Raw genomic sequence first — 17004 nt, forward strand, 5'->3', positions numbered from 1 at the left:
TCATCGGGGACGTCGGAGCCGGGTGTGCCTACCGGACACCGACCACCGCACCATAGGCCGTCTTTCTGTGACCGGCCGGCGGAGCGGATGGAACACGCGCGACTGAACCGGACGGGGCGGTAAGGCGTACCTGACGGCAACGGGCGTGACGGTCGTACCGTCGGGGTACAGGACCGGCGACGTCGAGGCGGGAGGCGTGCGGTGGCGGCAGGTGGGCGAGGGCTACGCCGGGGCAGACTCGCCGGCCTGACGGTGGCGCTGGTGGCGGCGGCCGCCTGCATGGTGGAGCCGGTGGGCGGGCCGGCGGACCCGAACGGGCAGCCGCAACCGGCCGAACCGACGGCGGAGGTGACCCGCGCCGACGGCACCGACACCGTGGAGGAGTTCCGCCAGGACGTGGCCGACGCGCAGCGGCTCGCCGAGCTGTACTGGGCCGACCAGTTCGAGGCGTCGGGGCAGTCCTTCCGGCCGATCAGGCAGGTCCTGCCGTACCAGCGCGACGGTGAGGTCTCCTGCGGTGGCCAGGAGGTGCCCCGCAACAACGCGGTCTACTGCACCGTCGACGACTACATCGCGTACGACATCAACTGGTCGTTCGGCGCCTTCCGGCAGATCGGCGACGCGTTCGTGTTCTACCTGCTCGGGCACGAGTACGCGCACGGCATCCAGACCCGGCTGGGCATCCGGTACAACTTCACCATCCAGCAGGAACTACAGGCCGACTGCATGGCCGGGGCGTTCCTCGGCGACTCGGTCCGGTCCGACCGGCTCACCCTGGAAGAGGGTGACCTCGACGAGTTCAACGACGGACTGCTCGCCGTCGGCGACGACCCGGGTCAACCGTGGTTCGCCGAGGGCTCCCACGGCACCCCCGAGCAGCGGTCCGAGGCGTTCTTCCGTGGCTACGAACGGTCCCTGACCGCCTGCGACCTCGGTTGAGAAAGGTCACTGCGCCGAGCGCCGGACCACCGTCGGCTGACAGGATTCACCGGTCAACCGAGCCTGAGGAGGATCCGGTGAGCAGCACCCGTCCAGCCGCCGTGCTCTTCGACATGGACGGCACCCTGGTCGACAGCGAGCGGTTGTGGGACGTCGCGCTGGCCGAACTGGCGCAGCAGTACGGGGGCACCCTCTCCGCCGACGCCCGGCGCGCGATCGTCGGCACGGGCATGGCCGACTCGATGCGGATCCTGCACGACGACCTGGGGCAGCCGCACCGGGATCCGCGGACCAGCGCGGAATGGATCAACGCGCGGATCCTGGAGCTGTTCCGCACCGGGTTGCGGTGGCGGCCGGGGGCGCTGGCGCTGCTCGGCGCGGTCCGGCAGGCGCGGATTCCGACGGCGCTGGTCACCTCCAGTGGGCGGGCCCTGGTCGAGATCGCCCTGGACACCCTCGGCCGGGACAGCTTCGACGTGGTGGTCTGCGGCGACGAGGTCGACGCGACGAAGCCGCATCCCGAGCCGTACCTGACGGCCGCCCGGCTGCTCGGGGTGCCCATCGACAGGTGCGTGGCGATCGAGGACTCGGCGACCGGGGTGGCCAGCGCGGTCGCCGCCGGGGCCGCGGTGCTGGCCGTGCCCGCCGAGGTGCCGCTGGCACCCACCGACGGCGTACGCCAGCTGGAGAGCCTGCTGCTGGCCGACCTGGAACTGCTGGCGGAGCTGCTGCGTCCAGCCGCCACCCCGGGCTGACCGGGGCGGGCCCCCGGTGCGACGCGCGTCGCACCGGGGGCCCGCCTGACCGCTCAGTCGTGGGCGATGGCACCCAGCACGTTGATCCGGGCGGCCCGGATCGCCGGCAGCGCCGCCGCGACCACGCCGATGATCGCGGCCAGGCCGAGGAAGACACCCATCTGGCCCCACGGCAGCACCAGTCTGGTGATCCCCTCGTCGCGCAGGGCCTCCACCACCGCGGCACCCAGGCCGGCGCCGACCACCACGCCGAGCAGCGCGCCGAACACCGAGATCACCACCGCCTCCACGGTGATCATCCCCATGGTCTGCGACCGGCGCAGGCCGATGGCGCGCAGCAGACCCAGCTCCCGGGTCCGCTCCAGCACCGACAGGGCGAGGGTGTTGACGATGCCGAGCACCGCGATCACGATGGCCAGCGCCAGCAGGATCTGGATCATCTGCAGCAGCCCGTCGAGCTGCCCGGCCTGCTGTTCGATGAACGCGTCGCGGTCGGCCACCGAGACCTCCGGGCTGTCCGCCAGCAGCGCCTCCACCCGGGGCAGCACGTCGGCCGCCCGGACTCCCGGCTCCAACTGGATGTAACCCTGGATGGGCTGCGGGATGGAGAAGTCACGCGCCGCCTCGGCGGGCAACGTCACGCCGCCGAACAGCGGGGTGCTCCCGTAGATGCCGGTGACCGTGTAGCTGCGTTCCTCGCCCCGGGCCAGCTGCACCGGCACGGTGGAGCCGACCGACAGGCCCCGTGACTCCGCCGCGTCCGAGCTGATCAACATCTGGCCCGGCCCCAGCCGCCCGATGTCCCCGGCGGTCGCGGTGAGGCCGAACATCTCCACCAGCGCGCTCGGCTCGCTGCTCGCACCGACCCAGGTGCGCTCGCCGCCGACCAGCGCCATGTCGCCGTACTCGCCGTCGACGAGGCGGACGCCGGGGATGGCCTTCGCCTCGTCCAGCACCGCCGGGTCGAACGTCGGCGGGCGCGGACCGGACTGGGCCCCGGCGATCACCAACTCGGCGCTGATGCTGTCCTGCGCCAGCCCGCTGATGCTGCTCTTGGCCGAGTCCAGGATCACCGTGATGCCGGTGACCAGGGCGATGCCCACCATCAGCGCGGCCGCGGTGATCGCGGTGCGGCGCGGGTTGCGACCGGAGTTGAGCCGGCCCAGCTTGCCCGGCACCCAGCCGGAGAAGACCGTGCCCAGGGCCGCCACCACCGGACGGCTGATCAGCGGCGTCAGCAGGGCCACCCCGATGAACGAGAACAGCACGCCACCGAGGATGGTGGCCAGCGTGCTGTCGCCGGCGTGCCCGCCCAGACCGAGGAAGAGCAGGGTGGCGCCGATCGCGGTGACCAGCGCACCGCCGACGGTCACCTTGGTCAACGGCCGGTCCGGCGTCGCCACGTCCTGCATCGCCGCGATCGGTGGGATCCGCGCGGCCCGCAGCGCCGGCAGCAGCGCCGCCAGCACGGTGATCACCAGGCCGACGCCGAACGCGCCGATCACCGCCGACGCCGGTACGCCGACCCCGGCCAGGGCCAGCCCGCCGGCGAGGTTGCCGAACAGGTACGCCAGCAGCGCCCCGATGCCGATGCCGGCGGCCAGACCGAACACCGAGGCGATCAACCCGACGGCGACCGCCTCCAGCACCACCGAACCGATGATCTGCTTGCCGCTGGCGCCGACCGCCCGCAGCAACGCCAGTTCCCGGGTGCGTTGCGCCACGATGATCGAGAAGGTGTTGAGGATCAGGAACGTGCCGACCAGCAGGGCCACCGCGGCGAAGCCGAGCAGGATCCGGTTGAAGAAGGACAGCCCCTCCTTCAGGCCGGCGGCGGCGTCGGCGGAGAGCTGCTCGCCGGTCTTGACCACGTAGCCGTCGCCGAGGGCCGTGGCCACCGAGTCGCGCAGCTGCTCGTCGGAGACCCCGTCGGCGGCGGTGACCACGATGTTGCTGAACACGTCCGACTCGCCGAGCATCAGCTGCTGCGCCACCGGGGTGGTGAACATGACCTCGTTGGCGCCGCCGAGGGAGTCCCGGTCACCGCTGTAGCCGAAGATGCCGACGATGGTGAACTCCTTGCGCGGCTGGAGGGTGAGCACACCCACCCGGTCGCCGAGCGCCACCCGGCCGGCTTCGGCCAGCCCCTTGTTGATCACGATCTCGTCGTCGGCCTGCGGTGCCCGACCCTCGCGCAACCGCACCAGGTCGCTCTCGCCGGTCCAGTTCCCGCCCAACTGCGGCGGCCCGAACGACGTGACGGCCTTGCCGTTGCTGCCGATCAACCGGGCCCCGTCGGCGGCGACCACACCGGTCGCCTCGGCCACCCCGTCCACCGCGCGCACCGTCTCCACCGTGGCGGCCGGGAACGGGGTGGCGAGCTGCTCGCCCTCCAGCTCGCCGAGTTCCAGCTTCGGCTTGGCGGCCACGTTGACGTCGACCTCGGCGTACGCGTCGGCGAACAGCGAGTCGAAGGAGCGGCCCAGGGTGTCGGTGAGGACGAAGGCGCCGGAGACGAACATGACGCCGAGCACCACGGCCAGGCCGGACAGGATCAGCCGGACCTTGCGGGCCAGCAGACTCTTCACAGTTGCCCGGAACATCAGCCGGCCACCTCGGCGGGCGTGTCCAGCTTCTTCATCGTGTCCAGCACCGTGTCCGCGGTCGGCTCGATCAACTCCGAGACGATCTGCCCGTCGGCGAGGAACACCACCCGGTCGGCGTACGCGGCGGCCGTCGGATCGTGGGTCACCATCACGATGGTCTGCCCGTGCTCGCGTACCGAGTTGCGCAGGAAGTTCAACACCTCCGCGCCGGAGCGTGAGTCGAGGTTGCCGGTCGGCTCGTCCGCGAAGATCACCTCAGGGCGGGCCACCAGGGCCCGGGCGCACGCCACCCGCTGCTGCTGACCGCCGGACAACTGCGCCGGCCGGTGCCCCAACCGGTCCCGCAGGCCCACCGTGTCGATCACGACGTCGAACCAGGCCGGGTCCGGCTTCCGGCCGGCGATCGACAGCGGAAGCAGGATGTTCTCCTTGGCGGTCAACGTCGGCAGCAGGTTGAACTGCTGGAAGATGAAGCCGACCTTGTCGCGGCGCAGCTTCGTCAGGCCCGCGTCACCGAGCCCGGTGACGGTGGTCTCGCCGATCTGCACGGTCCCCCTGGTCACCGAGTCCAGGCCAGCCAGGCAGTGCATCAACGTCGACTTGCCGGACCCCGACGGGCCCATGATCGCCGTGAATCGTCCGCGCTCGAACTCCGCACTGACCCCCCGCAGGGCGATGACCTGCGCCTCGCCGCTGCCGTACACCTTCCACACGTCGCTCGCCCGGGCTGCGGCCGATGCCGACTGGCCTGTGGTAGCGGTCACGTCACGTACCTCTCCGTCGCGTCAGCTCGCACCGCCCCCGCTGGACCGGTGCGAATCAATCATCTGTGCTGCCCACCGCCGATCCGTCCGACTCCGGGCGGAGGCGGAACGGATTTCCGGCTGCGGGTACCCCCCAACCGGAGTCAGGGTTGTCCCCGACTCCGGCAGCTGTCGCTCGTCTGCCGGCGGCGGTCACGGTCATCCTGGACGTTGCCGTCGCGTGAGGGTCAACCGATTTCCACCGCAGGCCGTCACGGTAGGTGACCGATGCAACGCCGACGTTAACCGCCAGGTCGGACCAGGCCCGACTCGTACGCCAGCACCACGGCCTGCACCCGGTCGCGCAGTCCCAGCTTGGTCAACACATGCCCGACGTGGGTCTTGATGGTGGTCTCGCTCACCGACAGCACCCGGGCGATCTCGGCGTTCGACAGGCCGCGAGCGACCTGCACGAGCACCTCCCGCTCCCGTTCGGTGAGCGCGCCCAACGCCTTCGACGGGGTCGCGGACGGGTCCGGCAGTACGTCGGCGAACCGGTCCAGCAGCCGGCGGAGGATCCGCGGCGCCACCACCGCGTCACCCGCGGCCACCGTGTGGATCGCGGTGACCAGGTCCTCCGCCGGCACGTCCTTGGCCAGGAAGCCGCTCGCCCCGGCCCGCAGCGCCCCCACCACGTACTCGTCCAGGTCGAAGGTGGTCAGGATGAGCACCCGCACCGGCAACCGGGCGTCCACGATCGCCCGGGTGGCGCTCACCCCGTCCATCCGGGGCATCCTGATGTCCATCAGCACCACGTCCGGCAACAACCGACGGGACAGCTCCACCGCCTCCACCCCGTCGCCGGCCTCCGCGACGATGTCCAGGTCGGCCTCCGCGCCGAGGACCATCCGGAAGCCGGTACGCAGCAGCGGCTGGTCGTCGGCGAGCAGGATCCGCACCGGTCGGGCGCGTCCCGTCGCATCGGCCATCTGGTCCTCCCTGTCGGCTGCACCGCTCACCAGGCCCGCCTCACCGTCGGCTCGACTCCGGTAGCGGCTCGACCGGAATCCGGGCGTACACCCGGTAGCCGCCGCCGCTTCGGGCGCCGGTGCGCAGGATCCCACCGTAGAGGCCGACCCGTTCCCGCATCCCGACCAGTCCGTGTCCGATCCGATCGGTGTCCGGTGACGGCCCCCGACCGGTGTCGGTGACCTCGACCTCCACCGCGTCGCCACCGAAACCCACCCGCACCTGCGCGGTCGCCGTCCCGGCATGCTTGAGCGCGTTGGTCAGTGCCTCCTGCACGATCCGGTACACGGTCAGCGCCACCCCCTCCTCCAACTGCCCGGGCTGCCCGGCCACCGTCAACGTCACCGGCAGCCCGGCGTCGCGGACCTGATCGGTGAGCGCCTCGATGCCGGCCAGACCCGGTTGCGGTGCCAACTCCGCCGCCGGCTCGGCCTCGGTACGCAGCACGTCGAGCAGCCGGCGCAGCTCCCGCAGGGTCGCCCGGCTGGTCTCCTCGATGGTGGCCATCGCCTCGTCGGCGCTGTCCGGGTCGCGGCGCAGCACCCGGCGCACCCCCGTCGCCAGCACCCCCATCACGCTCACGTGGTGGGCCACCACGTCGTGCAGTTCCCGTGCGATCCGGCGCCGCTCGTCCGCGACCGCCTGCTCGGCCAGCGCCCGCTGGTTGGCCTCGGCGACCCGGGCCCGTTCCCGCAGCGCCTCGGTGGAGGAGCGGCGCGCGTGCACCGTCCGACCCACCGAGAACGACACGATCCCCACCAGGATGTTGTTCGCGATCAGGAACGCCGAGCCGACCTGCGGAACGCCCACCGGCGGCACCAGAGCGTTCACCACCGCCACCGGAAGCCACAGCCCCACCGCCGCCACCAGCGCCGGACGTACCGGACGGTAGGCCGCCATCGTGTAGGTGAGCACCACGAAGGTGAGGCTCTGGGTGGTCGGCGCCACCTCGATGACGACCGGGAGCAGCAGCGTGGCCAACGCGGCCAGCAGCGCCGGCCACGGCGCCACCCGGCGCAGCACGACCGGCGCCGCGCACAACACACTCCACCCCAGCGCCGTCGGAAACGGTCGCGGCCAGAACTCCCGGGGAGTGAGCAGGGTGAACAGCACCTCGCCCAGCACCAGAGCGACGGCCAGCAGCGAGTCACCGGCCGCCGGACTGCGACGCAGCCACTCCCTCAGCGCGCTACCCACGCCCCGACGCTAACCGCCCGTGCCGACGAAAGATCGTCTTGTGTGGTGACTCGTTCCTCATCCCCGGGAAGGAGAGCGCCTACTCGTCGGCACCGGGTGGCGCGGGGGAGGACCGGGCGTCGCGCATCGGATCAGGCGTCGCCGCCGGCTCCGGGAACGGCGGCGGAGTCCCCCCGAAGCTGGGACAGCGGGCCTGGTGACTGCACCAGTCGCACAGCCGGCTCGGTCGTGGCCGGAAATCCCGGGCGGCGGTGGCCTGCTCGATCGCCCGCCACAGCGCCACCACCGTCCGCTCGAAGCGCACCAGCTCCTCGGCGTCGGGGGCGTAGTCGCACACCTCGGCGTCCTTGAGGTAGAGCAGTCGCAGCACCCGGGGGACCACGCCACGGGTGCGCCACAGCACCAGGGCGTAGAACTTCAACTGGAACAGGGCCCGCGCCTCGAACGCCTCCCGTGGGGCACCGCCGGTCTTGTAGTCCACCACCCGCAGCGCGCCGTCGGGAGCCACGTCGAGCCGGTCGAGGTAGCCGCGGATCAGCAGCTCGTCGTCGACCACGGCGGAGATCAGGCTCTCCCGCTCGGCCGGCTCCAGCCGGCGCGGATCCTCCACCGCGAAGTAGCCATCCAGCAGGGCCGACGCCGAGCGGAGGAACTCCGTGGCGGCCGACGGGTCGTCGTCGGCGAACAGCCCGGCCAGCTCGGGCTGCTCGGTGACCAGGTGCTCCCACTGGCCGGGCACCAGGTCACCGGCGGCCTCCGGAGTGCGGGCGGCCGGCGGCAGGTCGAACAACCGCTCCAGCACCGCGTGCACCAGCGTGCCCCGCGCCTGCTCCACACTGGGCCGCTCGGGCAGCCGGTCGATGCTGCGGAACCGGTAGAGCAGGGGGCAGGTCTTGAAATCCGCCGCCCGCGACGGTGACAGCGAGGCCCGCACCGTCGCCGGCGGCTGCGTCGGGGTCGGGGCTTGCTGAGTGATCACCGGATCCGCCGTCATGCCCCGGAAGGTTAGGCCACCGGTGTGACAGGCCGACCGCCGCCGCTCCGGTACGTGATCTCTCGCCGCGTAGCATCAGCCCGATGGAACAGCGCAGGCGAGCCGGTGCCGGCCAGCGCCCCGGCATCCGGGTGGGCCGGATCCTCGGGGTGCCGCTGTACCTGAACGCCTCGATCCTGCTGCTCGCCCTCCTGATCACGGTCCTGTACGGCGAACTGGCCGGTCAACGGCTGCAACTGTCCCCGCTCGGCGGCTACCTCGTCGGCGCCGGGTTCGTCGTCGCGCTGCTCGGCTCGGTGCTGGCCCACGAACTCGGTCACGCCCTCACCGCCCGCCGCTTCGGCATCGGGGTGCGCGGCATCACCCTGGAACTGCTCGGCGGGTACACCGAGATGGATCGCGACGCGCCCTCGCCGCGGGTGGACCTGCTGGTGTCACTGGCCGGACCGGCCGTCTCCGCCGTGCTCGGCGCGGCCGCCGTGGCCGCCACGCTGGCCCTGCCCGACCGCACCGTGGCCGACCAGCTCGCCTTCCAACTCGCGGCGAGCAACGTCATCGTCGCGCTGTTCAACATCCTGCCCGGGTTGCCGCTGGACGGCGGTCGGGCCTTGCGTGCGGTGGTCTGGGCGCTGACCCGGGACCGGCACCGGGCCACCGAGGTGGCCGGTTGGGCCGGACGGATCCTGGCCGTCGGCACCGCGCTGCTGGTGGCCGCGCTCTACGCGGCAGACGTGCTGAGCCTGCTGGCGCTGCCGCTGACGGCACTCGTCGCCCTCACCCTCTGGCACGGCGCCGGACAGTCGATCCGGATGTCCCGCATCGGCCGTCGGCTCCCCCTGGTCGACCTGACCACCCTCGCCCGCCCGGTGCACACCGTGCCCACCGGCACCCCGCTGGCCGAGGCGCAGCGCCGAGCCGCGCCGACCCACCCGGTCACCGAGCCACCGCACGCGGCCGCGCTGCTGGTGATCGACTCCGCCGGCCGGCCGGTGGCCCTGGTCGACCCGGTCGCCGCCGCGGCGGTGCCGGAAGCCCGCCGGCCCTGGCTGGCCGTGGACGCGGTCGCCCGTACCCTCGCCGACGTGCCGGCCATCCCGGTCGACACGGACGGCGAACGGGTGCTGGAGACCGTACAGGCCCACCCGGGCGCACAGTACGTGGTGACCGCAGGCGAAGATGTCGTCGGCGTTCTGCACATCGCGGATCTGGCTCAACTGCTCGAACCTCACCGGAAGATGAACACGTGACCGTCACCCACTCCGCCCACCCGGCCAGCGACCTCCCCGAGGAGAAGGTGACGCCGCCCGCCGTGCACCGCGGGCCGTTCCAGCCCGGTGACCGGGTGCAGCTGACCGACCCCAAGGGGCGGATGCACACGGTGACCCTGGAACCGGGCAAGGAGTTCCACACCCACCGCGGCATCCTGGCGCACGACGCGCTGATCGGCCTGCCCGACGGCAGCGTGGTGAGCACCTCCGGTGGCGGCACCGCGTTCCTCGCGCTGCGTCCACTGCTGTCGGACTACGTGCTCTCCATGCCGCGCGGCGCTCAGGTGATCTACCCCAAGGACGCCGCGCAGATCGTCGCCATGGGCGACATCTTCCCCGGCGCCAAGGTGCTCGAGGCCGGCGCCGGCTCCGGAGCGTTGAGCTGCTCGCTGCTGCGCGCGGTGGGTGACGTGGGGGAACTGCACTCCTACGAGCTGCGCGACGACTTCGCCCAGATCGCCCGACGAAACGTCGAGTCGTTCTTCCGCGGCCCGCACCCGGCCTGGCACCTGCACGTCGGTGACGTCGCCGAGTGCCGCGAGACCGGTTTCGACCGGATCATCCTGGACATGCTCACCCCCTGGGAGAACCTCGACATGGTCGAACGCGCGCTGCTGCCCGGCGGCGTGTTCATCGGCTACGTCGCCACCACCCCCCAGCTGTCCGAGCTGGTGGAGGCGTTGCGCGAGCGCGGCGGCTGGACCGAGCCACGGGCCTGGGAGTCACTGGTGCGGGACTGGCACGCCGAAGGGCTGGCGGTCCGCCCCGACCACCGCATGATCGCCCACACCGCGTTCCTCGTCTCCGCGCGTAAGCTCGCCCCCGGAGTCACCGCCCCGCCACGGCGTCGCAAGCCCAGCAAGGGCACCGAGGCGTACGCGCAACGCCGCCAGGCGCTTCGCGAGGCGGAGGCGGCCCGGCAGGCCACCGTGGTGGCGCACGACGCGCCGGCCGGGCAGACACCACCGGACGTGACGCGGGAGACGGACAGGCCGTGACGGCGGAAGGGGCGGCTGGGAGTGAGCGGGCTGATCCGGGGCGGGTTCGGCGGCGGCCCGACGTGGCGGCGTGAGAGGGCGGTGGACCGTCGGCGTGATCCGGCCCACGCCCGGGCCGGCGCCGGGTGGGACGAGGTGAGCAGATGAGTCGTCCCGGCTTCGGCGGCGGCGACCTGCCGGCCGTGTTTCCCGACTGGTCGCCGTACACCGACCTGGAATCGGCGGCGCGCGCCTACCTGCGTGACCCCGACGTCGCCCTGGAGGCGCTCGGCGGCGTCCTGCGCGGAGCCTCGGTGCTCGGCTTCACCCTGGAACGTTTCGTCAACGAGGTGAACGGGGTGTGGCAGGAGGTCGTCGTCTGCGACGGCAGCCGCCTGGTGCTCTGGCACGGCGAGGACGTGCCACCGGGGGAGGGACCGCCGGGCTCGATGACCTCCTCGCTGCGGGTGGTGCCGGTCTCCTCGGTCACCGAGGTCGGCTGCCGACGCCGGCTGTTCCGCCATGACAACGGCGAGATCCGGGTCGACAGCATCGACGTGTACCTGCTGCTGACCTCGCTGGACGAGTCGCCGCCGAGCGAGGAGACGGCCGGCGGGCCGCGCCACGACGCCCTGCGTTTCGGCAAGACCCTCGACGACGGCGGTGCCGGGCAGATCGCCCGGTTGGAGGAGTTCGCCCGGCTGGTCGCCTCGGTGGTCGGTCGCCCGTTGCTGTAGCCCGACCGGGTGATGCCGGGATCAGCGGGTCAGTCCTCGGCCTCCGGGCCGGCGACCTCGACGCCGTCGCTGCCGCGGACGACGTGAATGCACTCGCCCGGGCACTCCTTCGCCGAGTCGATCACCTCGAGGCGCAGGTGCTCCGGCACGTCGACCCGGCCGCCCGGCGCCTGCACCAGCTCACCGTCGGGCCCCTTGACGTAGGCCAACCCGTCGACGTCGAACTCGAAGACCTCCGGCGCGTACTGCACGCACAGCCCGTCGCCCGTGCACAGATCCTGGTCGACCCAGACCTGCAACTGGTCGGTCGCGACCTCGGCCACCGGCGCACCCCCCATGTTCTCCCGTCCCACCCCTCGACGGTACCCGAATGCCCGTACCCGCCCGTCGACCCACCCTTGGCGATCAAGCTTCGGTGACGGGCGCGTTGCGGAGGACCGAATCGGGCTCATAGCGGCTAGTGTTAGGTCAGAACGTTCAAGCCCCCCGGGGAGGTGGGACGTGGCACGCAGCGACGACGCGGACTCGCGCGCCGCACGGTGGGAGAAGGAGGCCCACGATCTCTCCACGCAGGTCGCGTTCCTTCAAGAGGAACTCGCTCTGGTGCGGCGCAAGTTGACCGAGAGCCCCCGACACGTCCGGCAGCTCGAAGAGCGGCTGGCCGCCACCCAGGCGCAGTTGGCGCGGCTGACCGAGAACAACGAACGGCTCGTGAGCACCCTCAAGGAGGCTCGCGCGCAGATCGTGACGCTCAAGGAGGAGATCGACCGGCTCGCTCAACCCCCAAGTGGCTACGGTGTCTTCCTGGCCAAGCACGACGACGGCACCGTCGACGTCTTCACCGGCGGACGGAAGCTGCGCGTGGCCGTCTCGCCCTCGCTCGACGTCGACGAGCTGCGGCGTGGCCAGGAGGTCCTGCTCAACGACGCGCTCAACATCGTCGACGCGTTCGGCTACGAGCGGGTCGGCGAGGTGGTCATGCTCAAGGAGATCCTCGCCGGTCCCGAAGGCGCGCCGGGCGACCGGGCGCTGGTGGTCTCGCACTCCGACGAGGAACGCATCGTGCACCTGGCCGAGACCCTGATCGGAAGTCCGATCCGGGCCGGCGACTCGCTCATGATCGAACCTCGCTCGGCGTACGCGTACGAGCGGATTCCCAAGAGCGAGGTCGAGGAACTCGTGCTGGAGGAGGTGCCCGACGTCGACTACACCGACATCGGTGGCCTGCACTCCCAGATCGAGCAGATCCGCGACGCGGTGGAGCTGCCGTTCCTGCACGCGGACCTGTTCCGGGAGCACCAGCTGCGTCCGCCGAAGGGCATCCTGCTCTACGGCCCGCCCGGCTGCGGCAAGACGCTCATCGCCAAGGCGGTCGCCAACTCGCTCGCCAAGAAGATCGCCGAGCGGCGGGGCGAGGAGAAGCACACCAGCTTCTTCCTCAACATCAAGGGTCCCGAGCTGCTCAACAAGTACGTCGGCGAGACCGAGCGGCACATCCGACTGATCTTCCAGCGGGCCCGGGAGAAGGCCGGCGAGGGCACTCCGGTCATCGTCTTCTTCGACGAGATGGACTCGGTCTTCCGCACCCGCGGCTCCGGTGTCTCCTCCGACGTGGAGAACACCATCGTGCCGCAGCTGCTCAGCGAGATCGACGGTGTCGAAGGGCTGGAGAACGTCATCGTCATCGGCGCCTCCAACCGGGAAGACATGATCGACCCGGCGATCCTGCGACCGGGACGACTCGACGTGAAGATCAAGATCGAGCGTCCGGACGCCGAGGCGGCCAAGGACATCTTCTCCAAGTACATCCTCCCCGGCCTGCCGCTGCACGCCGACGACCTGGCCGAGCACGGCAGCGACGCCCAGGCCACCGTCGCCGCCATGATCGACGCGGTGGTGCTACGGATGTACTCGGAGACGGAGGAGAACCGCTTCCTGGAGGTCACCTACGCCAACGGTGACAAGGAGGTCCTGTACTTCAAGGACTTCAACTCCGGCGCGATGATCCAGAACATCGTCGACCGGGGCAAGAAGATGGCCATCAAGGAGTTCCTCACCTCCGGACGCAAGGGACTGCGCCTGCAGCACCTGCTCGACGCCTGCGTCGATGAGTTCCGCGAGAACGAGGACCTGCCCAACACCACGAACCCGGACGACTGGGCCCGCATCTCCGGCAAGAAGGGCGAGCGGATCGTCTACATCCGCACGCTCGTCTCCGGCGGCAAGGGCACCGAGGCCGGACGCTCCATCGAGACCGCGAGCAACACCGGCCAGTACCTCTGACCGGAACGCGCCACGTGGGGCCCGCGACGCCAGGCGTCGCGGGCCCCACGCGTACACCCGGGCCCCCGCCGGATCGACGAGCGGCAGAGCCGACCTGGTACGCCGACCGACCGCCACGCCCCCGGTTGCCCGAGTGGCGACTACGCTCGACGTGACGGGGACCGGTCAGGCAAACGAAGCGGGTAGGTCGATGAGCGTTAGACGAATCATGGGCACCGAGGTCGAGTACGGCATCTCCGTGCCCGGCCAGGCCGGCGCCAACCCGATGGTGACCTCCTCGCAGGTGGTCAACGCCTACGGCGCCCGACCCGAACTGAACCGCGGCGGCCGGGCCCGGTGGGACTACGAGGAGGAGTCACCGCTGCGGGACGCCCGCGGTTTCACCTACTCCGGCGCGGCGTACGACCCGGCCGAGGCGCTCGCCGACGAGGACCTCGGCCTGGCCAACGTGATCCTGACCAACGGCGCCCGGCTCTACGTCGACCACGCGCACCCGGAGTACTCCACCCCCGAGGTGACCAACCCCCGCGACGTGGTCCGCTGGGACAAGGCGGGAGAGCGGGTGATGGCGGAGGCGGCGCGGCGGGCCGCCACGATCCCCGGCACCGCACCGATCCACCTCTACAAGAACAACACCGACAACAAGGGCGCCAGCTACGGCGCGCACGAGAACTACCTCATGCGCCGGCAGACGCCGTTCGCCGACATCGTGGCGTACCTGACGCCGTTCTTCGTCACCCGGCAGATCGTCTGCGGCGCCGGCCGCGTCGGCATCGGCCAGGACGGCGGCCAGAGCGGCTTCCAGATCTCCCAGCGCGCCGACTTCTTCGAGGTCGAGGTGGGCCTCGAGACCACCCTCAAACGGCCGATCATCAACACCCGCGACGAACCGCACGCCGACGCGGACAAGTATCGCCGCCTGCACGTCATCATCGGTGACGCGAACCTCTCGGAGATCTCCACCTATCTCAAGGTGGGCACCACCGCGTTGATCCTCACGATGATCGAGGAGAAGGCGCTCGGCCCGGACCTCGGCATCGCCGACCCCGTCGGCGAGCTGCGCGCGGTCAGTCACGACCCGTCGCTGTCGCATCTGATGCGGCTGCGCGACGGGCGTCGGCTCACCGCGATGGACGTGCAGTGGGCCTATCTTGAGCGGGTGCGCGCGTTCGTCGACGACCGTTACGGCAACGACGTCGACGAGCAGACCGCCGACGTGCTGGACCGGTGGGAGAACGTGCTCGACCGGCTGGGGCGCGACGTGATGCTCTGCGCCGACGAGCTGGACTGGGTGGCGAAGCTGCGGCTGCTGGAGGGTTACCGGGAGCGGGAGAAGCTCGGCTGGGGTTCGCACAAGCTCCAACTGGTCGACCTGCAGTACTCCGACGTACGCCCGGAGAAGGGCCTCTACCACCGGCTGGTCTCTCGTGGATCGATGAAGACGCTGCTCAGCGACGAGGAGAGCCGTACGGCGATGACGGAGCCACCGGAGGACACCCGGGCGTACTTCCGGGGCCGCTGCCTGGCCCAGTACGCCTCGGAGGTGGTCGCCGCCAGCTGGGACTCGGTGATCTTCGACGTCGGTCGGGAGTCGCTGGTGCGGGTGCCGATGATGGAGCCGGAGCGGGGGACCCGGCGGCACGTCGGAGAGTTGTTCGACCGCTGTGCCAGCGCCAAGGATCTGCTGGAGACGCTTACCGGCGGCTGACCCACCGGTTCCCGTGCATCAGCTCTTCGTCCCCCGCGCGCCGGTACCGGCGCGCGGGGGACGTTTCGTCGCTCCCGCGAGGTAAGTTCATCGCAGGGAGATCGTGGAGGAGGCAACGATGGCCACTCGTGACAGCGGCGGTCAGTCGCAGTCGGGCAAGGCCCGTCAGGGCGAAGAGGTCGAGGACGTCACCGTCGAGGCGAACCCGGAAGTCGCCGAGCGGCACGCCGAGATCACCGAGGACGTCGACGACCTGCTCGACGAGATCGACTCCGTCCTCGAAGAAAACGCCGAGGAGTTCGTGAGGGGTTATGTCCAGAAAGGGGGTCAATGAGGCATATGTCCGATTTGCCCACCGGATCGGACAAGACGTGCCCACAGTGCCGACGAACGCTGCCCCTCACCGAATTTCACCGCAACAGTCGCCGGGTCGACGGTCGCGCCTACTACTGCAAGGCGTGTGCGACGGCCCGTTCGGAGGCCAGCCGCCGCAAGCGTGGCATCGCCCCGCACGGCGGTCGGCCACTCCGGTGGGCCAGGGTCTGAAGTGGTGCCCGGACTGCGAGCAGATCAAGCCGTTGAGCGACTTCCCGAGCACCACGAGGACGGCCAGCGGACGGCACAGTTACTGCAAGCCCTGCCACAACGCACGCGGTAAGGAGACCGCCCAACGGCTCTACGGCGGCACCCGCGAGTACCACCTGCGGCGGCGGTACGGCATCGGGCAGAAGGAGTTCGACGAGCTGCTGGCCGAGCAGGGCGGTGTCTGCGCGGTCTGCGGTGACCCCGATCCGGAACATGTGGACCACGATCATCGCACCGGGTGGGTGCGCGGGATACTCTGCTTCAACTGCAACGGTGGTCTTGGCCAGTTCCGTGACAGTCCGACGAGGCTGGCCAGGGCCGTCACGTACCTGAGAGGAACCACGTGGCAGCGGGTTTTGATCCATCCGGGCGTCTTCCAGATGTGTTCACCAACGCGGGGACGTCCTCCTTCACGGCATTCCTGAGCAAGGTGGCTCCCGAGATGCTGCCCGGCCGACGGGCGCTGCCCCCGGGCATGGCCGCCGACCTGGCCCCGCACGCGACCACGATCGTGGCGATCGCCGCGGCCGGTGGTGTCGTGATGGCCGGAGACCGGCGGGCCACCATGGGCAATCTGATCGCCCAGCGGGACATCGAGAAGGTGCACCCCGCCGATGCGTACTCGCTCGTGGGCATCGCCGGCACCGCCGGCATCGGCATCGAGCTGATGCGGCTGTTCCAGGTGGAGCTGGAGCACTACGAGAAGATCGAGGGCGCGATGCTCTCGCTCGACGGCAAGGCCAACCGGCTCGCCTCGATGATCCGCGGCAACCTGGGCGCGGCGATGCAGGGGCTGGCGGTGATTCCGCTGTTCGCCGGCTTCGACCTGGCGGCCAGCGACCCGGCGCGGGCCGGCCGGATCTTCAGTTTCGACGTCACCGGCGGCCCGTACGAGGAGACCGGCTACGACGCGATCGGCTCGGGTTCGCTGTTCGCCAGGTCGGCGTTGAAGAAGCGGTTCCGGACCGGGCTGTCCGTCGACGACGCGGTGCGGTTGGCGGTGGAGGCGCTCTACGACGCGGCCGACGACGACACCGCGACCGGTGGACCCGACCTGACCCGCCGGATCTACCCGGTGGTGATGACCGCGACGGCGGAGGGCACGCACCGGCTGACCGACGCGGAGACGTCGGCGATCGCGGAGAGCGTCGTCGCCGGTCGGATGGAGAATCCGGGCGGCTGA

Annotated in this window: 15 protein-coding genes and 1 pseudogene; 10 read left to right on the forward strand and 6 right to left on the reverse strand. The window is 71.0% G+C overall.

The window, feature by feature from the left end; genetic code table 11:
• Positions 1–174: 174 nt before the first annotated feature.
• A pseudogene (locus O7605_RS25235) lies at positions 175–939 on the forward strand (neutral zinc metallopeptidase); the annotation flags it as partial.
• A 101-nt stretch (positions 940–1040) separates the two neighbouring features.
• Positions 1041–1694, forward strand: a complete 654-nt coding sequence (locus tag O7605_RS25240) for an HAD family hydrolase (protein WP_269742745.1) — start codon at positions 1041–1043, stop codon at positions 1692–1694.
• A 53-nt stretch (positions 1695–1747) separates the two neighbouring features.
• Here O7605_RS25240 and O7605_RS25245 read toward each other — a convergent pair whose 3' ends face one another.
• From O7605_RS25245 to O7605_RS25265, 5 genes are all read right to left on the reverse strand, one after another.
• A complete protein-coding gene (locus O7605_RS25245) occupies positions 1748–4297 on the reverse strand; it encodes an ABC transporter permease (protein ID WP_269741464.1) in 2550 nt (849 codons plus the stop codon).
• Positions 4297–5064 (reverse strand): ABC transporter ATP-binding protein, encoded by a 768-nt coding sequence (locus O7605_RS25250; RefSeq protein ID WP_269741465.1) that lies wholly within the window; start codon positions 5062–5064, stop codon positions 4297–4299. The genes O7605_RS25245 and O7605_RS25250 overlap by 1 nt, the downstream gene beginning before the upstream one ends.
• A gap of 281 nt (positions 5065–5345) precedes the next feature.
• Positions 5346–6032, reverse strand: a complete 687-nt coding sequence (locus O7605_RS25255) for a response regulator (RefSeq protein ID WP_269741466.1) — start codon at positions 6030–6032, stop codon at positions 5346–5348.
• A 40-nt stretch (positions 6033–6072) separates the two neighbouring features.
• Entirely contained in the window at positions 6073–7269 is a 1197-nt protein-coding gene (locus O7605_RS25260) for a sensor histidine kinase (RefSeq protein ID WP_269741467.1), read from the reverse strand.
• 79 nt (positions 7270–7348) lie between these two features.
• On the reverse strand, positions 7349–8263 hold the full coding sequence (locus O7605_RS25265) for a RecB family exonuclease (RefSeq protein ID WP_269741468.1): 915 nt from the start codon (positions 8261–8263) through the stop codon (positions 7349–7351).
• A gap of 83 nt (positions 8264–8346) precedes the next feature.
• Here O7605_RS25265 and O7605_RS25270 point away from each other — a divergent pair, with 83 nt between their 5' ends.
• From O7605_RS25270 to O7605_RS25280, 3 genes are all read left to right on the forward strand, one after another.
• Positions 8347–9510, forward strand: coding sequence for a M50 family metallopeptidase (locus O7605_RS25270; RefSeq protein WP_269741469.1), 1164 nt, complete (start codon positions 8347–8349; stop codon positions 9508–9510).
• Positions 9511–9557: 47 nt separating this feature from the next.
• Positions 9558–10529, forward strand: coding sequence for a tRNA (adenine-N1)-methyltransferase (locus tag O7605_RS25275; RefSeq protein WP_443084006.1), 972 nt, complete (start codon positions 9558–9560; stop codon positions 10527–10529).
• A gap of 143 nt (positions 10530–10672) precedes the next feature.
• Entirely contained in the window at positions 10673–11245 is a 573-nt protein-coding gene (locus O7605_RS25280; RefSeq protein WP_269741471.1) for a hypothetical protein, read from the forward strand.
• 29 nt (positions 11246–11274) lie between these two features.
• Here the strand turns inward: O7605_RS25280 and O7605_RS25285 are convergent, their stop codons facing one another.
• Positions 11275–11568 (reverse strand): ferredoxin, encoded by a 294-nt coding sequence (locus tag O7605_RS25285; protein ID WP_093406155.1) that lies wholly within the window; start codon positions 11566–11568, stop codon positions 11275–11277.
• 178 nt (positions 11569–11746) lie between these two features.
• Here O7605_RS25285 and arc point away from each other — a divergent pair, with 178 nt between their 5' ends.
• From arc to prcB, 5 genes are all read left to right on the forward strand, one after another.
• Positions 11747–13528, forward strand: coding sequence for a proteasome ATPase (arc, locus tag O7605_RS25290; protein WP_164446972.1), 1782 nt, complete (start codon positions 11747–11749; stop codon positions 13526–13528).
• A 190-nt stretch (positions 13529–13718) separates the two neighbouring features.
• Entirely contained in the window at positions 13719–15236 is a 1518-nt protein-coding gene (gene dop / locus O7605_RS25295; protein ID WP_348650772.1) for a depupylase/deamidase Dop, read from the forward strand.
• A 118-nt stretch (positions 15237–15354) separates the two neighbouring features.
• Positions 15355–15570, forward strand: a complete 216-nt coding sequence (locus tag O7605_RS25300) for a ubiquitin-like protein Pup (protein WP_164446970.1) — start codon at positions 15355–15357, stop codon at positions 15568–15570.
• A 196-nt stretch (positions 15571–15766) separates the two neighbouring features.
• Positions 15767–16246, forward strand: a complete 480-nt coding sequence (locus O7605_RS25305) for an endonuclease VII domain-containing protein (protein WP_269741472.1) — start codon at positions 15767–15769, stop codon at positions 16244–16246.
• On the forward strand, positions 16165–17004 hold the full coding sequence (gene prcB / locus O7605_RS25310; RefSeq protein ID WP_269741473.1) for a proteasome subunit beta: 840 nt from the start codon (positions 16165–16167) through the stop codon (positions 17002–17004). The genes O7605_RS25305 and prcB overlap by 82 nt, the downstream gene beginning before the upstream one ends.

The organism is Verrucosispora sp. WMMA2121 (assembly GCF_027460185.1).
GTDB lineage: Bacteria > Actinomycetota > Actinomycetes > Mycobacteriales > Micromonosporaceae > Micromonospora > Micromonospora palythoicola.

Bases quoted from the DNA above. Each gene is read 5' to 3' on its own strand.
- O7605_RS25245 (WP_269741464.1), bottom strand. From the start codon at position 4,297: ATGTTCCGGGCAACTGTGAAGAGTCTGCTGGCCCGCAAGGTCCGGCTG.
- dop (WP_348650772.1), top strand. From the start codon at position 13,719: ATGAGCGTTAGACGAATCATGGGCACCGAGGTCGAGTACGGCATCTCC.
- O7605_RS25255 (WP_269741466.1), bottom strand. From the start codon at position 6,032: ATGGCCGATGCGACGGGACGCGCCCGACCGGTGCGGATCCTGCTCGCC.
- O7605_RS25300 (WP_164446970.1), top strand. From the start codon at position 15,355: ATGGCCACTCGTGACAGCGGCGGTCAGTCGCAGTCGGGCAAGGCCCGT.
- O7605_RS25280 (WP_269741471.1), top strand. From the start codon at position 10,673: ATGAGTCGTCCCGGCTTCGGCGGCGGCGACCTGCCGGCCGTGTTTCCC.
- O7605_RS25265 (WP_269741468.1), bottom strand. From the start codon at position 8,263: ATGACGGCGGATCCGGTGATCACTCAGCAAGCCCCGACCCCGACGCAG.
- O7605_RS25270 (WP_269741469.1), top strand. From the start codon at position 8,347: ATGGAACAGCGCAGGCGAGCCGGTGCCGGCCAGCGCCCCGGCATCCGG.